This window comes from Idiomarina abyssalis, from assembly GCF_019797805.1.
GTDB classification, from domain to species: domain Bacteria; phylum Pseudomonadota; class Gammaproteobacteria; order Enterobacterales; family Alteromonadaceae; genus Idiomarina; species Idiomarina abyssalis.
Window position 1 is genome coordinate 814,257 of sequence record NZ_CP081832.1, and the last position, 23,175, is coordinate 837,431.

Sequence of the window (23,175 nt, forward strand, 5' to 3'; positions counted from 1 at the left end):
AATTACCAGAATCTAAGTCGCCTTAGCAGCAAAAACTCAACAATGGCAATAATGACTAGCGAGCCACAGAAGATCATAAAGGCATCAGCATTTTCAACACCGGGCATGCCGCCAATATTAATGCCGAAAACACCGGTTAAGAAGCTGAGAGGTAAAAACACACCGGCAATAACGGAAAGCCAGTAAGTGTTGCGGTTCATTTTTTCTGCTATCGCCTGCTGCAGTTGCTCGCGTTGCATCCACACCTGTTCAAGCATTAAGTCAATTTGTTCGAACAACCGTTGGGTTGTGTCGCGTTCGTTGATTAACCATTGGTGCAGTTCGGGTGTCATGACTTTTTCAGCTTCTGTACTGAGTTTTTCTAAAGCCGCCAGCTGTGGTCGAATAAAGCGGTTTAGGCGCAATAATCTGCGGTGCAGGGCTGTAAGCTTTACCTGAACCGACGCAGTATCATCAAAACCTTCACCCTCAATGGCTTCAAGTTGCTCCTCCGCCGATGAAACGACATCTTCAATGCGCAAGTTTATCTGCTCGATGAGTGCGACGATAAAATCGTGTAACGACTCAGGTCCCATCTGTTGCTGGAGTTGCTCCCTTAGCTTTGCTATGGATAAGAATGGGCGTTTGCGGAAGCTGTATAAAGCGCCTTTATAATACAGTATGCGCAAACTGAGCATGTCTTCCGGTGACTCACCGGTGTTTAAGTTAACGCCGCGTAGCAACAACATAAAACCATCGGGCAGACGCTGGAATCTGGGACGGGTGTCTTCTTCGAGTACTGCGTCAATGAGAGGTTCGGGGATCCCTGCCTGAGTTAGCCATTCAGTCAGGCCTTCAACGTCACGTTGGAAATGAAACCAGGTATTCTTTGTGGCTTCGGACGGTGTCTGAAGTTGTGTCGCGGGATGTTGATTGAAATCCCAGGCATCAATTAAAAAATCCATAGAACCCTCGATTTAAGACTATTATTCAAAGTCTATAGCGAGGCGTTTAACTTGTCATTGTTTTCAGTAAGCTTCAGTCCGGAAGTTCACAAAGTGATGAATCGAAGACGACTAAATGATCAAAGTCGATATCAAAACCAATTTGCTCGCCAGTTTGCAGGGGTTGGTGAGAAGGACCTACCGCAAGTACATGACTGGTGTCTGAAAGTTCCAGAGTATAGAGATAGTGAGAACCGCGGAACCCGCAACCAACAACAATGGCTTTCATTTCACTCTTGTTGTTGATCAATACATCGTCGGGGCGAACAAGAAAGTTCACGCTCATATCGGGTTTATTACTTAATTGAGAATGTTTAATGGTGCCAAATGCACAGTGCAGCTCCTGATCCTTAATTTCACCATTAAGCAGCACACCACGGCCAATAAAGTCAGCGACCAGTTGGTGAGTTGGCTGGTGGTATAGCGCATAAGGTGTTTCCCACTGGAGCAGTTGACCGGAATACATGACACCAGCCTTATCCGCCATCGCAAAAGCCTCTTGCTGGTCATGAGTTACCAGCAAAGCCGTAATCCCTTCTTCTTTAAGTAAACGCCGGACGTCGTGAGCCAGTACTTCTCTTAATTCTGCATCGAGGCTTGAGAAAGGTTCATCGAGTAACATGAGTTTGGGCTTTGGTGCCAACGCTCTGGCAAGAGCAATACGTTGCTGTTGTCCTCCAGATAACTCATGGGGGTAGCGGTTCTGGTAACCATTAAGACCAATACGGATGAGTAACTCTTTAATGCGCTCATCCTGCTGGGTTTTCGACAACTGATTAATACCAAAGCGAATGTTATCGGCAACGGTTAAGTGCGGAAACAGTGAAAAGTCCTGAAACATCATGCCGACATGACGTTGCTCCGTTGGCCACTGTACTTTGTCGGACGATACCGTCTTGCCATGCAGTTCAATTTTCCCTCCTGAAACAGGAGTGAAACCGGCGATAGCACGCAACAGGGTCGTTTTACCGCAGCCACTGGGACCTAACAGACAGCCAATGTCCCCGGGGTCTAAAGACAGGTTGAGCCTGTCGACAATAAGGTCACCGGAAAGTTGGATACTGACGGTATCGATATTCAGTAGTGTGCTCATTTACTCACCTGTTTTTATCGAATTACTGCGTAAAGCACGGGATAACATAATAACCGGAATAAGACCGACCGCGACAATCATTAAAGCCGGAGGGCCTGCATCGGCAAGCCTTTCATCGGATGCCATTTCAAATGCCCGCACAGCCAGCGTATTAAAATCAAAGGGTCTTAATACCAGGGTTGCCGGCAGCTCTTTCATAACATCCACCAGAACGAGAATAAGAGCGGCTAACAATGGGCTGCGCAGCAGTGGTAAATGAACTCGCCATAAAATACGCTTGCCGCTCGCACCTAAGGTGCGGGCACTGTCATCCATTTGTGGGGTAATTTGTTCAAGTCCTGAGTTTACGGTTTGTAGTGACACAGAGAGAAAGCGGACACTATAGGCAAACAGCAGCGCTATGACGGTACCGGACAGTAATAACCCGGGGTTAAAGTTAAACAGCCATTCGCTGATAGTGATAATTTGATTATCGAGCCAGGCTAATGGGGACAGTAACCCTACCGCGATAACGATACCCGGAATGGCATAACCCATACCGGCCAGACTGATAGCCGCCCGCAGTGGTCGTGTCGGGTGGCGACGCCGGCCATAAGCAAGCCAAAGCGCCAAAGCAACCGTAATTAATGCTGCTAACAGCCCTAACCAAAGCGTATTAAAGGTTAAAACCCAAAACGCACTTTGTTGCCAAATTTCAGATTTTTGTATGGACCACCACAGAAGTTGCGATGCCGGTATGGCGAAGCCAAGAACAACAGGAAGCCAGCAAACTGAAGACGCAACCGCTGCGCGCCAGCCACTTAAAGGGCGGCGCTGAGGTGCTCTGGTGCTTGAGCGCTGTTGATAGAAACGGGCGCGGCGACGAGAATATCGCTCGACCATGATGAGTATAATGACGAAAACCAGTAAAAGCGCTGATAGTTGCAACGCGCCTTGTGCGTCACCAATGCCGTACCAGGTGCGAAAAATTCCCGTTGTAAAGACCGTTATGCCAAAGTACTCCATCGTACCGTAGTCAGCCAGAGTCTCCATTAATGCCAGAGTGACACCGGTTGCAATAGCAGGGCGCGCCAAAGGAAGTGCGACTTTCCAGAAACTTCTTAGCGAACTGGCGCCCAGGGTTCTTGCACTTTCAAACGCTGTGGTGGACTGCTGCATGAAGGCGGCGCGAGTAATAAGATAGACGTAAGGGTAAAGTACAATACAAAGAACAAAAACCGCACCGCTGAGGCTGCGGATTTCGGGAAACCAGTAGTCGCCAATACTGACAGAAAATATATCCCGAACCAGTCCTTGTACCGGTCCTGCGTAGTCGAGTAAGCCGGTATAAGTATAGGCGGTAATATAGGCTGGCATGGCTAATGGCAGCAATAATGCCCAACTTGTCCAGCGCCAACCGGGAAAGTCATACTGACTGATGCACCAGGCTGTACTGACGCCTAATAAAGTGACACCAATACCAACGGCGAATAACAAGATCAGGGAGTGACCGATATACTCTGGTATAACGGTTTGCCATAAATGGTATAGGGTGTCCCATTGAGGGTTTAATAACGACAAAGCTACCACAATAAGTGGTAGCCCTATCAACACCGCGACGGCAAACAGCAATAGCGTGCCACGGTTCATTTGCGTATCTCCTGATACAAATTAACGCCAGCCAGCGCGGTTCATCAGACGAACGGCATCGCCGTTATTTTCACCGAGGATATCCATTTCGATATCGTCCTGTTTGAAATCGCCCCACTGTTGAAGCGTTTCGCTCCACTCAACACCTTCGCGAACCGGGTATTCATAGTTGGCCTGAGCGTACCATTTTTGTGATTCTTCAGAGACCAGGAATTCAATCAATTTTTGAGCCTGCTCAACATTTTTCGCATGTTTTGTCACGCCGATACCGGAAACGTTAACATGAGCACCTTGTTGATCCTGAGCTGGCCAGAATATTTTAACTTTTTTTGCGGCTTCACGTTCTTCCGCGTCATCTGAGTTCAGCATATGGCCAAAGTAGTAAGTATTAGCTACAGCTACATCGCAAACACCAAAGGCTACGCCTTTAATCTGGTCGCGGTCGCCACCTACGGGTTTACGCGCAAAGTTTGCGACAAAATTCTCTGCCCACTTTTCTGTTTTTTCTGCGCCGTGGTGTTCAATCAGTGCTGCCACTAAGGACTGGTTATACAGGTTATTGGAAGAACGAATGCAAATGCGGTCGTTCCACTTGTCATCAGCCAGGCTTAAATAAGACTCTAATTCTTCTGGATTTACACGCTCTGGCGAATAAAAAATAGGACGGGCACGTAAACTGAGTCCGAACCAGAGGTTATCGGAAGAGCGGAAATGAGCAGGAACTGCAGAGTCAATTGTGTCGGAATTTACTGCCTGGAATGCGTTAGCTTCAACCGCACGGTGAAGGGCGCCGGCATCTACAGTTAGAAATAAGTCAGCCGGTGTATTTTCACCTTCTGAGTTAAGGCGGGCAAGCAATGCATCGGCTTTACCTGTTAACAAGTTAACTTCAATACCGGTTTCTTCGGTAAACTTTTCTAAAACGGGTTTGATCAGGGCTTCTTTTCGCGCTGAGTAGATATTAACTTCAGCGGCGGCGCTAGTGAAAGACACCAGTGTCGCAGAAGTCGCGGCAAGCAAGGCTAATAATTTATTTAACTTACGCATTTAAAAGACTCCTTTACGAACTCTATATGGTCGAAACGCGATGATTATATCAAACAAAACAAATAATGATAGCCATTCTCATTTAAAAAATAGTCATCTAAATTCGGTATTTGAGGGTAGTCAAGGTATTAGCTTCTGCTATTCTAAAAATGACTTACTTTCAGCGGAGAATTTATGTCTGACTTATCATTGCTTGCCCTGATTGGTGTGCTGTCCATTTGTTGTCAGTGGTTAGCGTGGCGCATTAAGCTGCCGGCAATACTGCCTTTGCTTATTTGTGGCTTATTGCTGGGACCCACTCTGGGGTTATTGGAGCCGGATGCGTTATTTGAAGATTTGCTCTTTCCTTTTGTCTCTCTGGCGGTAGCCGTTATTTTGTTTGAAGGCAGTCTCACGCTGAAGTTTGAAGAAATTCGCGGGCATGGCCGAATGGTAACCAACCTGGTCAGTATTGGTATGTTGGTTACTTTCGTGGTCATTGCAGTTTTGACGCATTTTATTATGGGCTATGGCTGGGAAATTTCGGCGTTATTTGGTGCGTTAGTTGTGGTAACAGGCCCCACAGTTATTCAGCCAATGATACGCTCTATTCGGCCTATCAATAAGCTCGCTAATATTTTGCGCTGGGAAGGGATTATTATTGACCCGCTCGGTGCCTTGCTGGCGGTATTGGTGTATGAATTTATTATCGCCAGTCAGGACGTTGCTTTCCTACATGCGCTTCAGGCGTTCGCGACAACTGTTGCTCTTGGTTTTGCTTTAGGTTGGGGAGCTGCTCGCTTGTTAGGTCTTGCACTGGGCAGAGGTTGGTTCCCGCATTACTTACAGAATGTTGCAACGCTCACTATCGTATTGGGTGTTTTCGCTCTGTCGAATGCCATACAGCATGAATCTGGTCTATTAACCGTTACGGTTATGGGTATGGTCATGGCCAACACCCGTAATCTGAATATGGAAGAAATACTGGAGTTTAAAGAAACACTCAGTGTATTGCTGATTTCTGCTCTGTTCATTATTTTGGCTGCACGACTAGATTTCGCTGAATTTGATGCGCTGGGAATGCCCGCGGTTATTCTGCTGGCCATTATTTTGTTTGCAGTAAGACCTTTAGCTGTATGGCTTTCAGCTATAGGAACCGAGCTGAGGTTCAAAGATAAGGTTTTATTATCCTGGATTGCGCCCAGAGGTATTGTCGCGGCCGCTGTTTCGGCGTTATTTGCTTTGAAAATGGAAGAGTCCGGCTGGACTGAAGCCGCGGCGGTTGTTCCTTTAGTGTTCCTGGTAATAATGACAACGGTTGTCTTGCAAAGCTTAACGGCGAAACCATTAGCCCGAATGCTGGGCTTATTAGAGCCCTCAGCCAAAGGTTTCTTGATTTTTGGGGCCAACCAAATGGCGCGGGCAGTTGCCAAAAGTTTACAGGAGAGCGGTATTCCTGTGCGCCTGGCAGACACCAACTGGGAGAATATTAAGCTGGCCCGTATGGACAATTTACCGGTGTACTTTGGTAACCCTGCCTCGGAGCATGCTGCCAATAATATTGATTTGACCGGCCTTGGAAGGCTATTAGTCATGTCTCCCTATAAACAACTTAACCCACTTGTATCAATGTACTACCAGGACTGGTTTGGCTCTAAGAAAGTGCATGGGCTAAATGGCGGTGAGCAGGATTATCGTGCCAGCCACCAGCTAACTGAAAGCTACCGAAAGACACTTAACTTATTTGGCGAAAGTGTTACCTATTCGAAACTTGCCAGCCTTAACTTTAAAGGGGCGAAAATTAAGTCTACGCCCATTACCGATAGCTTCAGTTTCGCTGATTATCAACAGAAATATGGGACAAGAGCGTTACCGATGTTTGCGCTGGATGACGCAGAAAAGGTTTATATTTTTACCACGGAGCGTGAGTTGATTCCTCAGCCAGGGTGGACTGTAATTGCCATGATTTCAGCGGAGCCTGAAGAAAATGATAGCGAAAAAGGCGGCGAAAAGGGAACAGACTGACGTTGTTGGCTGCCCTCAGTGTGACTGGGTAAGCCAACGAACCGAGCTTTCAAAACGTGAGCATGCTGAGTGCCCACGTTGTGGGTATTTCCTGGAAGGTGCGGCTACCAGGCATCACACCCTGGTGGCTATAGCGGCAGCAGCTTTAGTCTTACTGCTGGCTAGCTTACAGGTCAACTTTATCAGCTATTCGGTAACCGGCTCTGAGCAATCGATGACGTTGATGGATGCAGCCTGGCAGCTTTCCTTTTTTCACGAAAAAGTATTGGCCGTTTTAGTCCTTTTGACTGTTATTCTAATTCCCGTTTTGTACCTTGTTAGCCTTATATGGGTGTACAGCCAGATCCATAATTCGGGCAGTAACCGATTAAACCGATACTTCCTGCGTTTAATGGAGCATTTGAAACCCTGGCTAATGACTGATGTTTTTTTACTCGGGACTCTGGTGTCATTGGTGAAAATATCGGGTCTGGCAGAGGTTCGTTTACTTGAGGGGTTTTGGGGCTTCAGTGTTTTTGTCGTTCTACTATTGTATGTGTACGAGAGAGCTAAACGTACACCGATATGGGACTACTATATGGCGACATCCCGACCCAATATACATGTGCAAGCTGGAATGACAGCAAATGAGCAGGATTTGCAGACCTGCCCACTTTGCCATGCCTTAAACGCTAAAGACGCCGATAAATGTTACCAATGCACCGAGCCGCAGAAAACAGCGTGGTGGCGGAAGCCGGGGACAACTTTGGCATTAATTTTTGCTGGCGCTATTATGCTAATTCCAGCGCACTGGCTGCCGGTAATGGAAACGGTACGGTTTGGCAACGAGCAGCCTGCAACCATTATTGGCGGGGTTACTGAATTATGGCAGGCCGGCGATAGGCCTGTAGCTGTAATTATTTTTGTCGCCAGCCTGGTTATTCCGGTCGCGAAAGTTTTAACACTGGCTGTGTTGTTGCTACTGGCTCAAAGGCAAACGCCGGCCATTGTCCAGAATCGCTTATTATTGTTTAAAGTAACCGACTGGATAGGACGTTGGTCAATGATTGATATTTTCGTTGTAGCAATACTGGTCGCTTTAGTTCGGGGTGGGACTGTTATGTCGGTATATCCTGGCAGTGCGGCAGTGTCCTTTGCAGCTGCTGTTGTTCTTACTATGCTTGCAGCTATGAGTTTTGATACGCGCTTATTCTGGCGAGAGGCACATAAATGACTGAAAATTCGACAACCCGGGTTCGTAAATCCGTAGGTATTTCTCCGGTCTGGATTGTGCCATTGCTGGCGCTTCTGGTCGCACTTTGGATGGTTTGGCAGGATACCCGTGGGGCAGGCCCTACCATTACTATTGAAGTTGCGGACGCTGAAGGTCTTGAAGCTGGAAAAACTCAGGTGCGGGTTCGTAATGTCGACGTTGGGCAGGTTACTGAGGTTCGGTTATCTGATGACTTCTCTTCGGCAGTGGCTGAAGTGGCTATGAATGAGGGAACCGAAAGAATGCTTAATGCCGATACGCGCATTTGGGTGGTTAAACCCAGAATTGGACGGCAGGGCGTCAGCGGTTTGGGAACCTTGCTTTCTGGTGCTTATATTCGATTGCAGCCAGGAGATTCAAAAGATCAACAATTTCACTTTAAAGCATTAGAGCAGCCCCCGGTAACGCCTCAGGAAACACCGGGACGCCGTTTAACCCTCACAAGCGAAGGGCAAACAAGCGTTACTGTAGGGGACTCAGTTCAGTACCAGGGGTTTACCGTTGGCCAAGTTGAACAAGCCGAGTTTTTAGTGGATGAGCGAGAAACACGTTACCAAATTTTTGTAAAAGCGCCGTACGACGAGTTAGTTACTCAAAATACACGGTTCTGGTTGCAGCGTGGGGTATCTATTCAATGGAACTCCCAGGGGCTGGACTTAGCACTTGGCTCGTTAGAGTCGCTGTTGGGTGCCAGCGTAACTTTTGGTGTGCCTGAGGGGCAGCCCAGGGGTGATAAGCTGACAGGCGAGCAGAATTTTGAGTTATTTGAAAGCCTTGAGGAAGCAAAGCAGCAAGGCTATATCCATGGTATTGACTACGTTGTACTGTTAAATGAGTCCGTTTCCGGACTGGATAAAGGTGCCCCGGTACAATTTAAAGGGGTACGTGTTGGAACGGTCAGGGAAGTCCCTTTGCGCTGGTTCCCGGATGAGAGTGAAGAAGCGCCTTTAAAGCGTATTCCGATACTGATTCGGTTTGAGCCTGAGCGTTTAAGAGGCTTGGTCGCAAATACCGATATTGAAAGTTGGAAAGATCGCTTACCTGACTTATTCGAACAAGGATTAAGAGCGAATATCAGGGCGTCAAACCTGCTAACAAATACGTTATTTGTTGATGTCAGGTTTTACCCGAATGCACAACAAGCTGATGTTGCGGAGACTTTTGCCGGGCATCCGGTCATGCCGGCTATGGCCAGTGACTTCACACGGTTAGAAGAAAAGCTGACGGAACTGATGGATAAGTTTAATGCACTTCCTCTTGAGCAAGGGTTGAGTGACTTCTCAGGAGCAATGCAGTCGGTTGATGAAACCGCACAGAAGCTGGAAAGCGTTTCTGATAGTCTGACTCGAATTGTCGAGCAGCCTCAGGTGCAACAGCTGCCAGAGTTATTGCAACAAAACTTGATTCAGTTGAAAGAGCTAACGGGCAGCGTTAGTGAAGGGTCTCCAACCCGGCAGCAACTCAACCAGACATTAAATGAAATTGAACAGCTTTCACGTGAGTTAAAGCCTGTTATTGAGCTGTTGCAGGAACAACCGAATTCACTTATTTTCAGCCCATCTGTTGAGCCTGATCCGGAGCCAAAAGCCTATGAATAATGGATTTATTGTCAGAGTACTAAAGTTGGTTGGTCTGACCGCTATAGGGGTCTTAATAACGGGGTGCTCTTCTAACTCATATGAAGTGACTCAATACCGGCTGCCTCATCTGAGCCAGTCAGCGGAGGCGCTTTGCCTGGCAAATAAACGTCCGGTTTTTGTAGGTGATTCTGCGTCAAAACCAGGTTTGCAGCTCCAGCAAGATGAAACTCGTTGGCATAGTGCTCGTCAGCATCGATGGAGTACGCCCTTAGCTCACCAGCTGCAACGCAGTGCTCAGAGATTATTGCTTACTGACGATTGCGCCGGGAAGTTAACCATTTGGGTTGACGATTTTTACGGAAGCAATGACTCAAGAGCTGTTGTTGCCGGGCATTGGCAATATCAAAGTGCTGATGCTCAAATTGTTCTTGAGGGAGCTTTTACCGAGAAAGTTCCGCTGAGAAACGATGGTTACCCGGCGTTGGTTAACGCACTCGATACGGCATGGCTGAATGTGATGGACACGATTAGCCTGGGTGTTGGCGATAAAGTGGCGCGTTAGAAGCGCCACTCACCACTTATTTGTATACCGACTTCGTTGTCGTAACTGCTGCTATCAATATATTGCAGCGAAAGTTTAATCAACCCTGAAAATGCCGGTTCTGTTCTTCTCAGCAGAGCTCTCGATAAGGTTTCATCGTTTTTCTTTTTACTGTGGCTCAGTAATGCCGTCCAGGCCGAGCCGTCAGCAGAAAACTGACGATAACTTGTCGATACGGTCTGACTTTGGCGTGGGAATGGAGATCCGGGATTACGTTGGTGATGTAAAAAGTACTGTTTTTGGTTTTCATCTAACGAGTAAAAGTCGTGCTCTGTTCCGCCATCAAGTTGACTGTATTCAACAGTCACGCTGTGGCGACGCTCAGTTGAGCCGGTCATCCATTGCGCACCCAGGGTATATGCAGGTTTGTCATCGGACTCCAGTTTACGGTCAATGCCGAGTTCAGCGTAAGCTGAAAACTGATGCGCTCCCCAGTCAAAACCCGTTCGGGCATCGGCTGTTAACATACGGTTATCCGGCCGGTTATCAGCACTTTGCTCAATAGCACTGATTCCAAACCACAAATGCTGAAATAACTGACTGGAAAAGCGGATACCGTTGACCTGATAGTAATCACTGTAACCATCATCCTGATAAGCACTAAACAAGCTAATTTTAAAAGGATTCATACCCGCAGGAGGATAGTCCGGAGCATAGTCGATTCGAATTTTAGGCATAGGACGTGCGTTATTTGAAAAAAGCAGACTGCTATGTTCTGCCGGCCCCCAGCGTAAAGGTAGAGAGTCCAGGCTGAAACTCCAGTCGTTGAGGTTATAAGCCAGGTAACTGCCATCTAATGTTTTCTTATGGTCACCTTCGAAAGGGTCCTGACGGTAGTTTACCTGAATTCTTGCTGCCCAGTTGGTACCGTGCATACTCCTGCTTAAACTGATTTTACCTTCTTCATAAATATCATCACCGTAGTCCTGAACGACTTGCTCACTGTCCGTTGCACCAATGTACCAACGTGTTTTAGGGCCGGTCTGAGCTTGCGAAAGTTGATGGCGTACATGCCTTAGAGCTAGTTGTTGTGTTGTGCTTAGCTCTTTTATTTCAAGCGCATCGAGCTCGGGTAAAAGGCTTTTCCAGGTAACCGGAAATTGTTGTATCGGGGTTTTAATCAGTCCAGACTCCGCCAAAACTGTCAGGCTATTTCGTAATTCGACATCATTAGCTTCAATCCAGACGGAACTGACAGCTACAGGAGTAAGAAGTAAGCTAAAACTACCGATTATGAGCGTATTGCGAATAAATGAGTTGGATGACATGAAACTGATTTGAATCCCTATGACAAATTGCATTCTATATTGCCAGAAATTTTAACACTAAGACAACGGTTTATCTGAGCTTTTCAGTTATAATGTGAAGCTCCGGAGGTTTGGTTATGACTTTTAAAAATATTTTGTTTTGCGTGCTGTTCTTGCCGCTGTTGATTGGTTGTAGCCAGGAACAGTCAACAGGTTTGCGCAGTGCGGAAGTAAAAGCACTGGATGAAAGTATGTTACCAGATGAGCGCTGGCAACTGAGTAAGGCGACAATTGAGGTTAGTTTTTGTCGGGATCGTGTTAATGAATCGTTGTTGGGATCAAAGTCTGAATTAAGAGGCTGGCGCTTGTCAGGCGAAAGCACAGCCTTTCCTCCTTATAGGAAAGAGGGCTTAAAGGCATTGGCAAAACTGTTTGAGGAAGCGGATATATTGCTATGGCAGATAGAAGGAAATGTGAGCGCTCAGCGTTACCACATTGTAAAACCTTCCGGAGATTCCAGGGGGAGCGTTGCTGATGCCGTTTTCCCCGCGGTCGTAACCTTATCTTCCATTCCAGAGGTTTGTTATGTGGCTGTGGATGACTCTGAATATTAAGAAAACTTTATTTATTGAAAATTCGTAGAGTTAGGTTGTTATTCGTAAAAATTTTCTGCGGTTCGACAGAACTCAACTAAACTTGTTACTTAAGGCGAACGCAGAGGGGATCAGTTATGTCTATCGGGTTAATTATTGAGAATAAATTGAGAGAAGCGTTCACACCAGTTCATCTGGAAGTGGAAGATGAAAGCTATATGCATTCAACCGGTGCTAATGCTGAGTCTCATTTTAAAGTGACTCTGGTAACGCCAAAATTTAGCGGGGAAAGGTTAATTAACCGACACCGCGCGGTGAATAAAATTTTAGCAGACGAATTGATGAACCATATTCACGCTTTGGCTTTGCACACCTACACGCAAGGTGAATGGGAGCAGCTAGGTGAATCTAGGCGCTCACCAAATTGCCTCGGTGGGTCAAAAATAGCGACAAATTAAGAAAAAATACGCATGTCTGATGTGTTCCTGCGTTCGCATTGGTTACAATAGCCAAAATAATGCGAACAACAGGGATACATCACTATGATCATTAAGCCAAAAATTCGCGGTTTTATCTGTACTAATGCTCACCCGGTGGGCTGTGCTGAAAACGTTAAACGTCAAATCGAATTTGTCCGTAACCAACCTCCTATTTCCAATGGCCCTAAAAATGTTTTAGTCATAGGCTGTTCAACAGGTTACGGGCTTGCGTCAAGAATTACCGCTGCGTTCGGCAGTGACGCCCATACACTGGGTGTGTGTTTTGAGAAAGAACCCACTGAAAAGAGAACAGCAACAGCAGGCTGGTACAATACCGCGGCTTTTCATCAGCAAGCGGATAAAGCCGGCTTAGCTTTCCATTCTATTAATGGCGATGCTTTTTCTGACGAAATTAAGCAGGAAAGTCTCGATTACATTAAACAAAACATGGGTAAAATAGACCTCGTGGTTTATAGCTTGGCGTCACCTAAGCGTAAAGACCCCGAAAGCGGTGAAGTCTATAGCTCCGTATTAAAGCCAATTGGCAAACAGTACACCACCAAAACTTACAACACCGATAAAGATCAGGTGCATGAAGTGACGCTTGATCCTGCGACCGATGACGATATCGCGAATACCGTTAAGGTAATGGGTGGTGAAGACTGGGAACGTTGGATTAAAGCCTTGCACGACGCCGATGTGTTAGCTAAAGACTGCCAAACAACGGCTTACACCTATATTGGTAAAAAGCTGACGCTTCCAATTTATGGTCATGCGACTATCGGCCGGGCTAAAGAAGATCTTGACCGCGCTGCTTCAGAGCTGGTTTCTGAACACGATGACCTAAACCTGAAAGCTTATGTCTCCTCATTGAAGGCACTTGTTACTCAGGCAAGTTCTGCTATTCCGGTAATGCCTCTTTATATCTCTTTAATTTATAAAGTAATGAAAGAAGAGGGCACGCACGAAGGCTGCATTGAACAAATTTATCGGCTATTCACAGAAGGTCTTTATAACAGCAACCCAGAGTTAGATGATGCTGGCCGCCTGCATATGGATGGTTATGAAACCAACGATAAAACTCAGGCTAAGGTCGAGGCGCTTTGGGAACAGGTAACGCAGGACAATTTCCATCAACTTGCTGATTATGAAGGCTACCATCAGGACTTCTTACATTTATTCGGTTTTGGCTTCGATAATGTTGATTACGATGCTGATATTGATCCAAAAGTAAACTGGTAAGCGTTGTGGGAAAAATGCTAAAATCCCACCGATAAGTGTGGAAAATATTTCAGGTTGCCGATAACAAGCACCCCTGGAGGGGGCTGCTTGTGTCGGTAACTATTTGATTATTCAGGTTTCCAGTCTTAGTGGCTGGTTGTGATGAATCTTCCCTTAACGAGTAGTGCAAACGCATATGATTACGATCAAGAAAGGGCTGGACATCCCTATCAAAGGGGCGCCCCAGCAAAAACTATCCGACGGTAAGGCTGTGACGACGGTCGCTACCCTAGGTGAAGAGTACGTGGGTATGCGCCCAACCATGCACGTGAAAGTCGGTGATCAAGTTAAAAAAGGTCAGTTGATTTTCGAGGATAAGAAAAACCCTGGTGTCAAATACACAGCCCCTGGTGCTGGTGTAGTTAAAGACATCCTGCGTGGTGAGCGTCGAGTACTGCAGGCCGTTGTTATCGAATTGGAAGGTGATGATAAAGTCACTTTTGATAAGTTTGATAGCGATAAACTTAACTCATTAGGTCGTGAAAAAGTTCAGGACATTTTGGTTGAGTCGGGTCAGTGGACTGCGCTTCGCACCCGTCCTTACAGTAAGACTCCGGCATTAGACGCAGAAGCAAGCGCTATCTTCGTTAATGCAATGGACACCAACCCACTAACGGGTGACCCGACTTTATTTATCAATGAAGAAAAACAGGCTTTTATTGATGGTTTGAACGTATTGTCAAACCTGACTGAAGGCAAGTTGTTCGTTTGTAAATCGGGTGATGCGGAAGTCGACACTGGCAACGCTGATGTCACTTTAGAGTCCTTTTCTGGTCCTCACCCTGCAGGTTTAGTTGGTACTCATATACATTTCTTGCAGCCTGCGAGCATTAAACGTCCTGTATGGCACATTGGTTATCAAGACGTCATTGCATACGGTAAATTATTTACCACAGGTGAAGTTTTTACTGACCGCGCAGTGGCAGTTGCTGGTGAAGGTGTTAAAGAACCTCGCTTGGTTCGTACCCGCTTAGGTGCAAACCTGCATGAGTTGACCGACGGTGAGCTTAATGGCGACAACTTGAGAATTATTTCAGGCTCAGTTTTGCATGGGCATACTGCAGATGATGATCATGCCTGGTTAGGTCGGTTCCATAATCAAGTCAGCGTAATTCCTGAAGGTAATTATAAAGAGTTTCTGGGCTGGATACGTCCTGGCTCCGATTTGCACTCGGTTACCCGCGCATACGCAGGACATTTCAATCCGAAAAAACTTTTCAGCATGACGACATCGCTGAATGGTTCTTCGCGTTCAATGGTACCTATTGGAAATTACGAACGAGTAATGCCACTAGATATTCTGCCAACATTGCTATTGCGTGATCTGCTATCAGGAGACACTGATGAAGGTCAGCAATTAGGTTGTCTGGAGTTGGACGAAGAAGATCTCGCATTGTGCACTTATGTTTGCCCTGGGAAATATGAATATGGCCCGGTGCTGCGTGACTGTCTCACTAAGATTGAGAAAGAAGGCTAACCCATGAGCTTGAAAGACACTCTCGAGCGTATTGAACCGCACTTCGAAGAAGGCGGTAAATACGAGAAGTGGTACGCGCTTTATGAAGCCGTAGCCACTGTTTTGTACACACCTGGTACCGTGACTAAGTCGGCTACGCACGTTCGTGACCGTATCGACCTTAAGCGCATTATGATTTTGGTGTGGATGATGACCTTCCCGGCAATGTTCTGGGGTATGTATAACGTTGGTAACCAGGCTGCTATGGCCTTGGTTAATGGCTATGAACTCGCTGATATCTGGCAGGTTGGCTTGTTCCACCTGTTTGGTGGCGAGTTGGGGGCTGACTCTGGCTGGATAGCCAAAATGTGGTATGGCGCCTGTTTCTACCTGCCAATTTATGCGGTGACCTTTATTGTCGGTGGTTTCTGGGAAGTATTGTTTGCGTCAATTCGTAAGCACGAAGTTAACGAAGGTTTCTTTGTTACTTCGGTTTTATTCTCATTGATTCTACCGGCAACAACGCCGCTATGGCAGGTTGCTCTGGGTATCACTTTTGGTGTCGTTATTGGTAAGGAAATTTTCGGTGGTACTGGCCGTAACTTCCTTAACCCGGCACTAACGGGTCGTGCATTTTTGTACTTTGCTTACCCTGCAAGCATGTCTGGTGACTCAATCTGGACCGCGGTTGATGGCTTCTCAGGTGCGACTAACCTGGGTAAAGCTGCTTTGGGTAATATGAATTACGGCGACACCGAGCTTTGGTGGGATGCGTTTCTAGGAAACATCCAGGGCTCAGTAGGTGAAGTTTCTACACTGCTAATTTTGATTGGCGGTTTAGCATTAATTTATTTCCGTATAGCCTCCTGGCGTATCGTGTTGGGTACTTTTGTCGGTATGGTTCTGTTCTCCGGATTATTGAACCTGATTGGCAGCGAAACTAACCCAATGTTCGCGATGCCTTGGTATTGGCACTTAGTATTGGGTGGTTTTGCCTTTGCGATGATGTTTATGGCAACTGACCCGGTTTCTGCGTCCTTTACTAATAAAGGGAAGTTCGCGTACGGCTTGTTGATTGGTTTTATGACGGTCATGATCCGTGTTATTAACCCGGCATTCCCGGAAGGCATCATGTTGGCCATTTTATTTGCTAACGTATTTGCACCGTTATTTGACCATTTTGTAGCACAGGCAAATATCAAACGGAGGTTAGCGCGTAATGGCTAAGAAAAATGAGAGTTTAGGCAAGACCGTTGGTGTCGTGCTAGCGCTTTGCCTGGTTTGTTCAATTGTTGTTTCTGGTGCTGCTATTGGTCTGAAGCCAATGCAGGAAAAGAACGCTGCTCTTGATATGCAGAAAAACGTTCTGGATGCTGCCGGTATTCTAAAAGCCGATACTGATATCGTTGAAACTTATAATCAGCGCATTGACACTATGGTTGTCAGCCTTGAAGATTTAAGTGTGAAAGATGATGTTGACCCCACATCGTTCAGTAATCGTAAAGCAGCTGGTGACCCTGAAACCAGTACTAAGCTTGAGAAAAAGAACGATCCTGCAGGCATCGGAACGCGTGAAAACTTAACACAAATATATTTGGTTAAGAGTGAATCTGGTGAAACAACAGGTCTGGTGCTGCATATACGTGGCCAAGGTTTGTGGGGAACCATGTACGGACTGCTTGCGTTAGAAGACGACTTTGACACCGTTAAAGGTGTTAACTTCTACGAGCATTCAGAAACACCAGGACTAGGCGGCGAAATTACGAATCCTAACTGGGTTAAATCTTGGGAAGGTAAAGAAGTTTACGGTGAGGACGGTAACGTTCAGTTTGAAGTAGTAAAAGGTGGCGCTAGCGATGAGCACGAAGTTGATGCTTTATCGGGTGCAACTTTGACTAGTAATGGTGTGGAATACCTAATTCAATTCTGGATGGGCGAAAATGGTTACGGTCCATTACTCAAGAAACTTCGTGAGGGAGAGTTGAACAATGGCTAGTGTAAAAGAAATGAAGTCCGTTTTATTCGGACCGATATTTGCCAACAACCCCATCGCACTGCAGATTCTTGGTATCTGTTCTGCATTGGCTGTAACATCGAAAATGAGCAACACCCTGGTTATGTGTATTGCATTAACCGCGGTTGTCGCATGCTCAAACTTATTTATTTCGATCATCCGTAACCACATTCCGTCAAGCGTTCGTATCATTGTTCAAATGACGATTATCGCAAGTTTGGTAATTGTGGTAGACCAAGTACTCAAGGCATACGCCTACTCAATTTCTAAAGAGTTATCGGTGTTTGTTGGCTTGATCATTACTAACTGTATCGTTATGGGCCGCGCTGAGGCTTACGCGATGAAGAGCACACCGTTTATGTCGTTATTAGACGGTATTGGTAATGGTTTAGGTTACTCTATCGTGTTACTTGTGGTTGGTTTTGTGCGTGAACTCTTTGGTTCAGGCAGCTTGTTCGATGTGCAGATTTTACCGCTGGCATCACAAGGTGGTTGGTTCGAGCCTGTTGGGCTTCTGCTAATGCCTCCAAGCGCCTTCTTTATCATTGGTGGTTTCATTTGGGTACTACGTACCTTCCGCACTGAACAAGTTGAACCTAAGGAGTAATGGTCATGGAACAATATATCAACCTGTTCATCCGCGCAGTTTTTATTGAAAACCTGGCGTTGTCATTCTTCTTAGGTATGTGTACTTTTCTGGCAGTATCTAAGAAAGTTAAGACAGCATTCGGTCTGGGGGTTGCGGTTATTGTGGTCTTGGGTATTTCGGTACCGGTAAACAATATTATTTACCACAATATCCTAGCGCCCGGGGCCCTGGATTGGGCCGGTTTCCCTGATGCGGATCTAAGCTTTTTGAAGTTTTTGACCTTCATCGGTGTTATCGCGGCGTTGGTGCAAATTCTGGAAATGACGCTGGATAAATACGTGCCCGCACTTTACAACGCGCTGGGTATATTCCTGCCCCTGATAACTGTTAACTGCGCTATCTTCGGTGGCGTAGCCTTTATGGTCGAGCGTGACTATAACTTTGGTGAATCAGTCGTGTTCGGAATTGGCAGTGGTGTTGGCTGGGCTTTAGCAATTGTTGCTTTGGCTGCAGTACGCGAAAAACTGAAATATGCAGATGTACCTGATGGCTTACGTGGCTTAGGTATTACTTTTATTTCAGTGGGTCTGATTGGTTTGGGCTTTATGTCGTTCTCCGGCGTATCCTTATAACCAGTGTGTTGAATCGGTAAAAGAAAGGTACGAATCGATGCAAGAGATATATCTCGGTGTAGGGATGTTTACTGTCATCGTACTGGTTTTGGTTGCGATTATCATGTTCGCAAAATCAAAATTGGTACCTCAAGGTGACGTGGAAATCCTGATTAATGACGACGAAGACAAAAAGATCGTGACCCAACCTGGAACGAAGCTTCTGGGTGCTTTGGCAAACGCAGGCATTTTCGTGTCGTCTGCTTGTGGTGGCGGTGGTTCATGTGGCCAATGTCGCGTTACGGTTAAAGAGGGTGGCGGTGATATTCTGCCAACAGAGCTTGACCATATTACTAAGCGTGAGGCTCGCGAAGGCTGCCGTCTTTCATGTCAGGTTAACGTTAAACAGGACATGAAAATTGAATTACCAGAAGAAGTCTTCGGTATTCGTAAGTGGGACTGTACGGTTAAATCGAATGATAACGTAGCCACTTTCATTAAAGAGTTCATTGTTCAGTTGCCGGAAGGCGAAGAAGTACCATTCCGTGCGGGCGGCTTTATTCAAATTGAAGCTCCGCCTCATCATGTGAAGTACAAAGACTTTGATATTTCTGAAGAATATCACGCTGACTGGGACCGTTTTGGTTTCTTTGATGTTGAGTCTAAGGTTGACGAAGAAGTTGTACGTGCTTACTCAATGGCGAACTACCCAGATGAGAAAGGCATTATTATGCTGAACGTTCGCATAGCAACGCCGCCGCCGAACGACTTAAGTCTGCCAGCGGGTAAAATGTCATCGTACATTTTTAGTCTGAAACCGGGCGATAAAGTCACTATTTCTGGTCCATTTGGCGAGTTCTTTGCTAAAGAAACAGAGGCAGAAATGGTCTTCGTTGGTGGTGGTGCTGGTATGGCGCCAATGCGTTCGCATCTTTTTGATCAACTGCGTCGCCTGAAGACTGATCGCAAGATTTCATTCTGGTACGGTGCGCGTTCGAAGAAAGAAATGTTCTATGTTGAAGACTTCGATATGCTGGCCGAAGAGAATGACAACTTTGACTGGCACGTGGCCTTGTCTGACCCTCAGCCGGAAGATAACTGGGAAGGCGATACTGGTTTTATTCATAATGTTCTTTATGAGCGTTATCTTAAAGATCATGATGCGCCGGAAGACTGCGAGTTCTACATGTGTGGACCTCCGGTCATGAACGCTGCCGTTATCAATTTGTTGAAAGACTTAGGCGTCGAAGACGAGAACATTATGCTGGATGACTTTGGTGGTTAATCCATGATGTTCCTGAAAGTATCGAACGCTAAAATTTGGCTAGCCCTTATGGGGCTGGCCTTTTTAGTTTCTTGCTCAGATGCACCAGAAAAAATTGCATTTAGCGGCGAAACAATGGGAACAACTTACAGTGTTACGCTATACACTAAAGACCCCAGACACAATCAAGAAGAGATTAAGCGTAAAGTTGATATTGTGCTGGAACGTGTAAACGCCCAGATGTCGACTTACGACCCGAATTCTGAACTGTCTCAATTTAATCAATTTGAAAGTACTGAGCCGGTAGTTATTAGCCGTGAGCTTGAGCGAGTGGTGACTCGTGCTTTAGAAATTGCAGAGCAAACCGAGGGTGCTCTCGATATAACGGTTGGGCCCTTAGTTAACCTTTGGGGCTTTGGTCCTCAGGCGAGGCCGGAAGAAGAGCCGTCTGACAAAGAACTACAGACCGTTCGTGAAAAAACAGGTTACCAGAAGCTACGTGTTGAGAACCATCAACTGATCAAAGATAACCCCGAGATGTATGTCGATTTATCAACAATAGCAAAGGGCTATGGTGTTGACCGAGTTGGCCATTTACTCGATCAGCTGCGGATAAAGCAGTACCTTGTGGAAATTGGTGGTGAAGTTCTTACCAAAGGCGGTAAGCCTGATGAAGCGTCTTGGCGGCTGGCTGTCGAAAAACCGGTTTCTACGGAACGAGCCGTGCAACGTGTTGTCCAATTTAAAGACGGCGCGTTGGCAACATCCGGTGATTACCGAAACTACTTTGAAGAAGATGGGCGTCGCTATTCACATATTATTGATCCGGCGACAGGCTACCCAATACAGCACAATTTAGTTTCGGTGTCAGTCTATGCGGACGATACGATGTCTGCTGATGCTTATGCAACGGCTTTACTGGTTATGGGAACCGATAAAGCAAAAGCATTTGCGCGGAAACAGAATTTAGCAGTCATGCTCATCTATAAAACAGAAGACGGTTTTAATGAGTATATCAGCGACGCATTCAAGCCGTTGTTGAGCGAGCAGGAGTAGGAGTTTTAATGCAAACCTTTATAATGGTATTCGCTTTGTTTGTAATCGTTGTACTGGCGATGGCCATTGGTTATATGGTGCAACGAAAAACAATTTCTGGCAGCTGTGGTGGCATTGGTGCATTAGGCATGGAAAAGGCCTGTGACTGTGACAACCCTTGCGAGAAACGCAAAGAGCGAATGAAGAAAGAAGAAGTCTGGAAGGAAAATCAGATTCATTGACCCTTTTAGTAAAAAAGGTTATAAACATATAACTTTTTGGTAAGTAGGAGGGTGGCATGAAACCAATCGATATTCAGACAAATGCAAATGAGCTTTATCTGGATTGTAACGCCACCACTCCTGTACTTCCTGAAATTATTGAAGCGGTATCCCATACCATGGAAACCGTTTTCGGTAACCCATCAAGTAGCCATATTACTGGCCTGAAAGCACGATATATTCTGGATACAACCCGTCAGCTAGCGCGAAAGACTGTTGGTTTAACCTCCGGTCGGCTTATTTTTACCAGCGGGGCTACAGAAGGGATACAAACCGCGGTTGTCTCCGCAATATACGCCGCGATGCAAGCCGAGCCTGGCAATAGAAAAACGCTGTTACTTTACGGTGCTACTGAGCACAAGGCTGTGCCGCAGGCGCTGGAGCATTGGAACAAGCTTTTAGGGTTAAATGCGCAATTGGTTGCTATTCCTGTGAATAGACAGGGGGTGTTAGACACTCAGTTTATTGCTCAGCACGCAAAAGATGCAGCAATGATATGTACCATGGCGGTAAATAATGAAACCGGAGTTGTGCAGGACCTTGAGCAACTAGAAAGGGTTATCCGTCAGCACAACCCGAATGTTCCCTGGATGGTCGACTGCGTTCAGGCATTAGGTAAGAAGGCGTTGAACCTGGATGCTACCACCATTGATTATGCGCCTTTTAGTGGTCATAAATTGTATGGGCCAAAAGGCATAGGATTTATGGCGGTCAGAGACGCAGCGCCTTATACACCCCTGATAATTGGTGGTGGGCAGGAGTCAGGGCAACGCTCAGGAACAGAGAATTTACCGGGAATTGCGGCGTTGAATGCGTTGTTTGAGTTAATGCAGGACGAGAGTAATAACCGTTTTCAGAACGATGATACTCTGCAGGTTTACCGAAACCAGCTGGTTGATGCCCTAAACACAGCTTTTCCTTCGATTGTATTTAATCATGACTTAGACATTTCAGTGCCGACCACACTGAACTTCTCGGTAGAAGGTGTTGCGTCTCGCGATATTATGGATGTTTTTGATGCCTGCCAGATAAGAGTGAGCTCGGGCTCGGCTTGTAGCTCAAAGGTGACAAAAAGCTTTGTGCTGGACGCCATGGGGCTAGAGGAATGGCGCAGTGGCTCTGCTATTCGGTTATCTTTTGGGCCTGCCACTCGACAGGAAGAAATTAATGAAGCCTGTGTTCGAATCCAGCAGGCTGCGGATGCATTACGAAATTCCTGCCTGATTGTAGCGGATACAAACAACGATAATGACGCCCAGCTCGATGGTGTTGTTCAACTCAAATACGATGATCACTGTTGTTATTTGATTATTGATCGCGAGGCCAGGGAAATTGCGGTCGTTGACCCACATCCCGCATTAGCTGGGCGAATTGAGAATATTGTCAGCTGCCAGCATTACCGTGTGAAAGCTGTTGTCTGTTCAGCTGCAGATTCAGTAATGAGTCAGTCAATTGAGTTGCTGTTGCCAATACTCATACCGTCTCAGTCTATTGATGAATATGATGTGTTCGGTTGGCCTAAAACCGCTACCGGACTGTGTGATGTGGCTCCTGTGGAATGCGAAGACAGCGTTATAGGCTGTATTAGTATCGGTGAACGCAGGTTGTTCCGTGTCGGCACGCGTAATCCTGTTTATGTTCTGAGCGAATCGGCGACACTTAAAGCTTTGGTTCATTCTGACTTTTTATTTACTGGTGCGGAAGCGTCCCCTCAAGCTTACGAAGGCTTCATCGGTGAAAATACACTGATTTGTCCCGGACGTGACCCTGAGCATCACCTTGTTTACACACCTTGTGAATTAAGTGGTGACTGTCGTGTTGACGATGGCGTTAATATTCCTATTGGGGATACCGACGAGTTTTGGCATCGAAAAGATCTTGTCATTGTTGATGTTCGGGAACGGCAAGAACACGTGTTAACGGACTTGCCCTGCTGTGCAGAGGTCATTAATGTCCCGCTTACCGAAGTTGCTCAGTTCATTCACAGCAACCCTCATTTGCGTGAGCGCGACATTATCTGTTTGTGTCGTTCAGGAAACAGAAGCCAGGTTGTGGCTAACGTATTGAAGCGACATGGCTTTAATAGCCGTCATTTACTAGGGGGCCTGGCTCTGCTTGGGGCCCCTGCCGCATAAG

At 46.3% G+C, this 23,175-nt stretch carries 21 protein-coding genes; 16 read left to right on the plus strand and 5 right to left on the minus strand.

The window, feature by feature from the left end; genetic code table 11:
- Nucleotides 1-2 precede the first annotated feature (2 nt).
- The 4 genes from K5X84_RS03845 to K5X84_RS03860 form a co-directional block, all read right to left on the minus strand.
- Nucleotides 3-944 (minus strand): zinc transporter ZntB, encoded by a 942-nt coding sequence (locus tag K5X84_RS03845; RefSeq protein WP_222236726.1) that lies wholly within the window; start codon nucleotides 942-944, stop codon nucleotides 3-5.
- A 73-nt stretch (nucleotides 945-1,017) separates the two neighbouring features.
- On the minus strand, nucleotides 1,018-2,076 hold the full coding sequence (locus K5X84_RS03850) for an ABC transporter ATP-binding protein (RefSeq protein WP_222236727.1): 1,059 nt from the start codon (nucleotides 2,074-2,076) through the stop codon (nucleotides 1,018-1,020).
- Nucleotides 2,077-3,705, minus strand: coding sequence for an ABC transporter permease (locus K5X84_RS03855; RefSeq protein ID WP_222236728.1), 1,629 nt, complete (start codon nucleotides 3,703-3,705; stop codon nucleotides 2,077-2,079).
- Between the two features lie 21 nt (nucleotides 3,706-3,726).
- On the minus strand, nucleotides 3,727-4,752 hold the full coding sequence (locus tag K5X84_RS03860; protein WP_222236729.1) for a Fe(3+) ABC transporter substrate-binding protein: 1,026 nt from the start codon (nucleotides 4,750-4,752) through the stop codon (nucleotides 3,727-3,729).
- A gap of 174 nt (nucleotides 4,753-4,926) precedes the next feature.
- Here K5X84_RS03860 and K5X84_RS03865 point away from each other — a divergent pair, with 174 nt between their 5' ends.
- The 4 genes from K5X84_RS03865 to K5X84_RS03880 are packed head-to-tail and all read left to right on the plus strand — an operon-like array spanning nucleotide 4,927 to nucleotide 10,150.
- Nucleotides 4,927-6,756 (plus strand): cation:proton antiporter, encoded by a 1,830-nt coding sequence (locus K5X84_RS03865; protein ID WP_054486894.1) that lies wholly within the window; start codon nucleotides 4,927-4,929, stop codon nucleotides 6,754-6,756.
- Entirely contained in the window at nucleotides 6,719-7,969 is a 1,251-nt protein-coding gene (locus K5X84_RS03870; protein WP_199494588.1) for a PqiA/YebS family transporter subunit, read from the plus strand. The genes K5X84_RS03865 and K5X84_RS03870 overlap by 38 nt, the downstream gene beginning before the upstream one ends.
- Complete coding sequence (gene pqiB / locus K5X84_RS03875; protein ID WP_054486896.1) at nucleotides 7,966-9,606, plus strand: intermembrane transport protein PqiB; 1,641 nt, start codon at nucleotides 7,966-7,968, stop codon at nucleotides 9,604-9,606. The genes K5X84_RS03870 and pqiB overlap by 4 nt, the downstream gene beginning before the upstream one ends.
- Entirely contained in the window at nucleotides 9,599-10,150 is a 552-nt protein-coding gene (locus K5X84_RS03880; protein ID WP_054486898.1) for a PqiC family protein, read from the plus strand. The genes pqiB and K5X84_RS03880 overlap by 8 nt, the downstream gene beginning before the upstream one ends.
- Here the strand turns inward: K5X84_RS03880 and K5X84_RS03885 are convergent.
- Nucleotides 10,147-11,457: a capsule assembly Wzi family protein gene (locus K5X84_RS03885; protein WP_222236730.1), complete on the minus strand. Its 1,311-nt coding sequence runs from the start codon at nucleotides 11,455-11,457 to the stop codon at nucleotides 10,147-10,149. The genes K5X84_RS03880 and K5X84_RS03885 overlap by 4 nt on opposite strands.
- A 116-nt stretch (nucleotides 11,458-11,573) precedes the next feature.
- On the opposite strand from K5X84_RS03885, the gene K5X84_RS03890 reads away from it, so the two are divergent.
- From K5X84_RS03890 to K5X84_RS03945, 12 genes are all read left to right on the plus strand, one after another.
- Complete coding sequence (locus K5X84_RS03890; RefSeq protein WP_199494590.1) at nucleotides 11,574-12,050, plus strand: hypothetical protein; 477 nt, start codon at nucleotides 11,574-11,576, stop codon at nucleotides 12,048-12,050.
- 116 nt (nucleotides 12,051-12,166) lie between these two features.
- Nucleotides 12,167-12,487, plus strand: coding sequence for a BolA family protein (locus tag K5X84_RS03895; protein WP_054486905.1), 321 nt, complete (start codon nucleotides 12,167-12,169; stop codon nucleotides 12,485-12,487).
- Nucleotides 12,488-12,571: 84 nt separating this feature from the next.
- Nucleotides 12,572-13,750, plus strand: a complete 1,179-nt coding sequence (gene fabV / locus K5X84_RS03900; RefSeq protein WP_054486907.1) for an enoyl-ACP reductase FabV — start codon at nucleotides 12,572-12,574, stop codon at nucleotides 13,748-13,750.
- A 175-nt stretch (nucleotides 13,751-13,925) separates the two neighbouring features.
- Nucleotides 13,926-15,266 (plus strand): Na(+)-translocating NADH-quinone reductase subunit A, encoded by a 1,341-nt coding sequence (locus tag K5X84_RS03905; RefSeq protein WP_199494592.1) that lies wholly within the window; start codon nucleotides 13,926-13,928, stop codon nucleotides 15,264-15,266.
- Between the two features lie 3 nt (nucleotides 15,267-15,269).
- A complete protein-coding gene (locus tag K5X84_RS03910; RefSeq protein WP_199494593.1) occupies nucleotides 15,270-16,472 on the plus strand; it encodes an NADH:ubiquinone reductase (Na(+)-transporting) subunit B in 1,203 nt (400 codons plus the stop codon).
- Nucleotides 16,465-17,241 carry a Na(+)-translocating NADH-quinone reductase subunit C gene (locus tag K5X84_RS03915; protein WP_222236731.1) on the plus strand — a complete coding sequence of 259 codons (777 nt, stop codon included), beginning with the start codon at nucleotides 16,465-16,467 and terminating at the stop codon, nucleotides 17,239-17,241. Before K5X84_RS03910 ends, K5X84_RS03915 begins: the two co-directional genes overlap by 8 nt.
- Nucleotides 17,234-17,866 carry an NADH:ubiquinone reductase (Na(+)-transporting) subunit D gene (locus K5X84_RS03920; RefSeq protein ID WP_222236732.1) on the plus strand — a complete coding sequence of 211 codons (633 nt, stop codon included), beginning with the start codon at nucleotides 17,234-17,236 and terminating at the stop codon, nucleotides 17,864-17,866. Before K5X84_RS03915 ends, K5X84_RS03920 begins: the two co-directional genes overlap by 8 nt.
- A gap of 5 nt (nucleotides 17,867-17,871) precedes the next feature.
- Nucleotides 17,872-18,480 (plus strand): NADH:ubiquinone reductase (Na(+)-transporting) subunit E, encoded by a 609-nt coding sequence (nqrE, locus tag K5X84_RS03925; protein ID WP_054488475.1) that lies wholly within the window; start codon nucleotides 17,872-17,874, stop codon nucleotides 18,478-18,480.
- A 37-nt stretch (nucleotides 18,481-18,517) separates the two neighbouring features.
- Entirely contained in the window at nucleotides 18,518-19,744 is a 1,227-nt protein-coding gene (gene nqrF / locus K5X84_RS03930) for an NADH:ubiquinone reductase (Na(+)-transporting) subunit F (RefSeq protein ID WP_054486917.1), read from the plus strand.
- Between the two features lie 3 nt (nucleotides 19,745-19,747).
- Nucleotides 19,748-20,779: an FAD:protein FMN transferase gene (locus K5X84_RS03935; protein WP_222236733.1), complete on the plus strand. Its 1,032-nt coding sequence runs from the start codon at nucleotides 19,748-19,750 to the stop codon at nucleotides 20,777-20,779.
- An 8-nt stretch (nucleotides 20,780-20,787) separates the two neighbouring features.
- On the plus strand, nucleotides 20,788-21,000 hold the full coding sequence (gene nqrM / locus K5X84_RS03940; RefSeq protein WP_199494595.1) for a (Na+)-NQR maturation NqrM: 213 nt from the start codon (nucleotides 20,788-20,790) through the stop codon (nucleotides 20,998-21,000).
- Between the two features lie 56 nt (nucleotides 21,001-21,056).
- A complete protein-coding gene (locus tag K5X84_RS03945; protein WP_222236734.1) occupies nucleotides 21,057-23,174 on the plus strand; it encodes an aminotransferase class V-fold PLP-dependent enzyme in 2,118 nt (705 codons plus the stop codon).
- Nucleotide 23,175: the final 1 nt, after the last annotated feature.

What these genes read in the sequence shown, in the direction of transcription:
- K5X84_RS03945 (WP_222236734.1), top strand. Translation starts at nt 21,057, where the DNA reads ATGAAACCAATCGATATTCAGACAAATGCAAATGAGCTTTATCTGGAT.
- K5X84_RS03885 (WP_222236730.1), bottom strand. Translation starts at nt 11,457, where the DNA reads ATGTCATCCAACTCATTTATTCGCAATACGCTCATAATCGGTAGTTTT.
- K5X84_RS03880 (WP_054486898.1), top strand. Translation starts at nt 9,599, where the DNA reads ATGAATAATGGATTTATTGTCAGAGTACTAAAGTTGGTTGGTCTGACC.
- nqrE (WP_054488475.1), top strand. Translation starts at nt 17,872, where the DNA reads ATGGAACAATATATCAACCTGTTCATCCGCGCAGTTTTTATTGAAAAC.
- fabV (WP_054486907.1), top strand. Translation starts at nt 12,572, where the DNA reads ATGATCATTAAGCCAAAAATTCGCGGTTTTATCTGTACTAATGCTCAC.
- nqrF (WP_054486917.1), top strand. Translation starts at nt 18,518, where the DNA reads ATGCAAGAGATATATCTCGGTGTAGGGATGTTTACTGTCATCGTACTG.
- K5X84_RS03850 (WP_222236727.1), bottom strand. Translation starts at nt 2,076, where the DNA reads ATGAGCACACTACTGAATATCGATACCGTCAGTATCCAACTTTCCGGT.
- nqrM (WP_199494595.1), top strand. Translation starts at nt 20,788, where the DNA reads ATGCAAACCTTTATAATGGTATTCGCTTTGTTTGTAATCGTTGTACTG.
- K5X84_RS03905 (WP_199494592.1), top strand. Translation starts at nt 13,926, where the DNA reads ATGATTACGATCAAGAAAGGGCTGGACATCCCTATCAAAGGGGCGCCC.
- K5X84_RS03910 (WP_199494593.1), top strand. Translation starts at nt 15,270, where the DNA reads ATGAGCTTGAAAGACACTCTCGAGCGTATTGAACCGCACTTCGAAGAA.
- K5X84_RS03890 (WP_199494590.1), top strand. Translation starts at nt 11,574, where the DNA reads ATGACTTTTAAAAATATTTTGTTTTGCGTGCTGTTCTTGCCGCTGTTG.
- K5X84_RS03870 (WP_199494588.1), top strand. Translation starts at nt 6,719, where the DNA reads ATGATAGCGAAAAAGGCGGCGAAAAGGGAACAGACTGACGTTGTTGGC.
- K5X84_RS03855 (WP_222236728.1), bottom strand. Translation starts at nt 3,705, where the DNA reads ATGAACCGTGGCACGCTATTGCTGTTTGCCGTCGCGGTGTTGATAGGG.
- K5X84_RS03935 (WP_222236733.1), top strand. Translation starts at nt 19,748, where the DNA reads ATGATGTTCCTGAAAGTATCGAACGCTAAAATTTGGCTAGCCCTTATG.
- K5X84_RS03920 (WP_222236732.1), top strand. Translation starts at nt 17,234, where the DNA reads ATGGCTAGTGTAAAAGAAATGAAGTCCGTTTTATTCGGACCGATATTT.
- K5X84_RS03895 (WP_054486905.1), top strand. Translation starts at nt 12,167, where the DNA reads ATGTCTATCGGGTTAATTATTGAGAATAAATTGAGAGAAGCGTTCACA.
- K5X84_RS03915 (WP_222236731.1), top strand. Translation starts at nt 16,465, where the DNA reads ATGGCTAAGAAAAATGAGAGTTTAGGCAAGACCGTTGGTGTCGTGCTA.
- K5X84_RS03865 (WP_054486894.1), top strand. Translation starts at nt 4,927, where the DNA reads ATGTCTGACTTATCATTGCTTGCCCTGATTGGTGTGCTGTCCATTTGT.
- K5X84_RS03845 (WP_222236726.1), bottom strand. Translation starts at nt 944, where the DNA reads ATGGATTTTTTAATTGATGCCTGGGATTTCAATCAACATCCCGCGACA.
- K5X84_RS03860 (WP_222236729.1), bottom strand. Translation starts at nt 4,752, where the DNA reads ATGCGTAAGTTAAATAAATTATTAGCCTTGCTTGCCGCGACTTCTGCG.
- pqiB (WP_054486896.1), top strand. Translation starts at nt 7,966, where the DNA reads ATGACTGAAAATTCGACAACCCGGGTTCGTAAATCCGTAGGTATTTCT.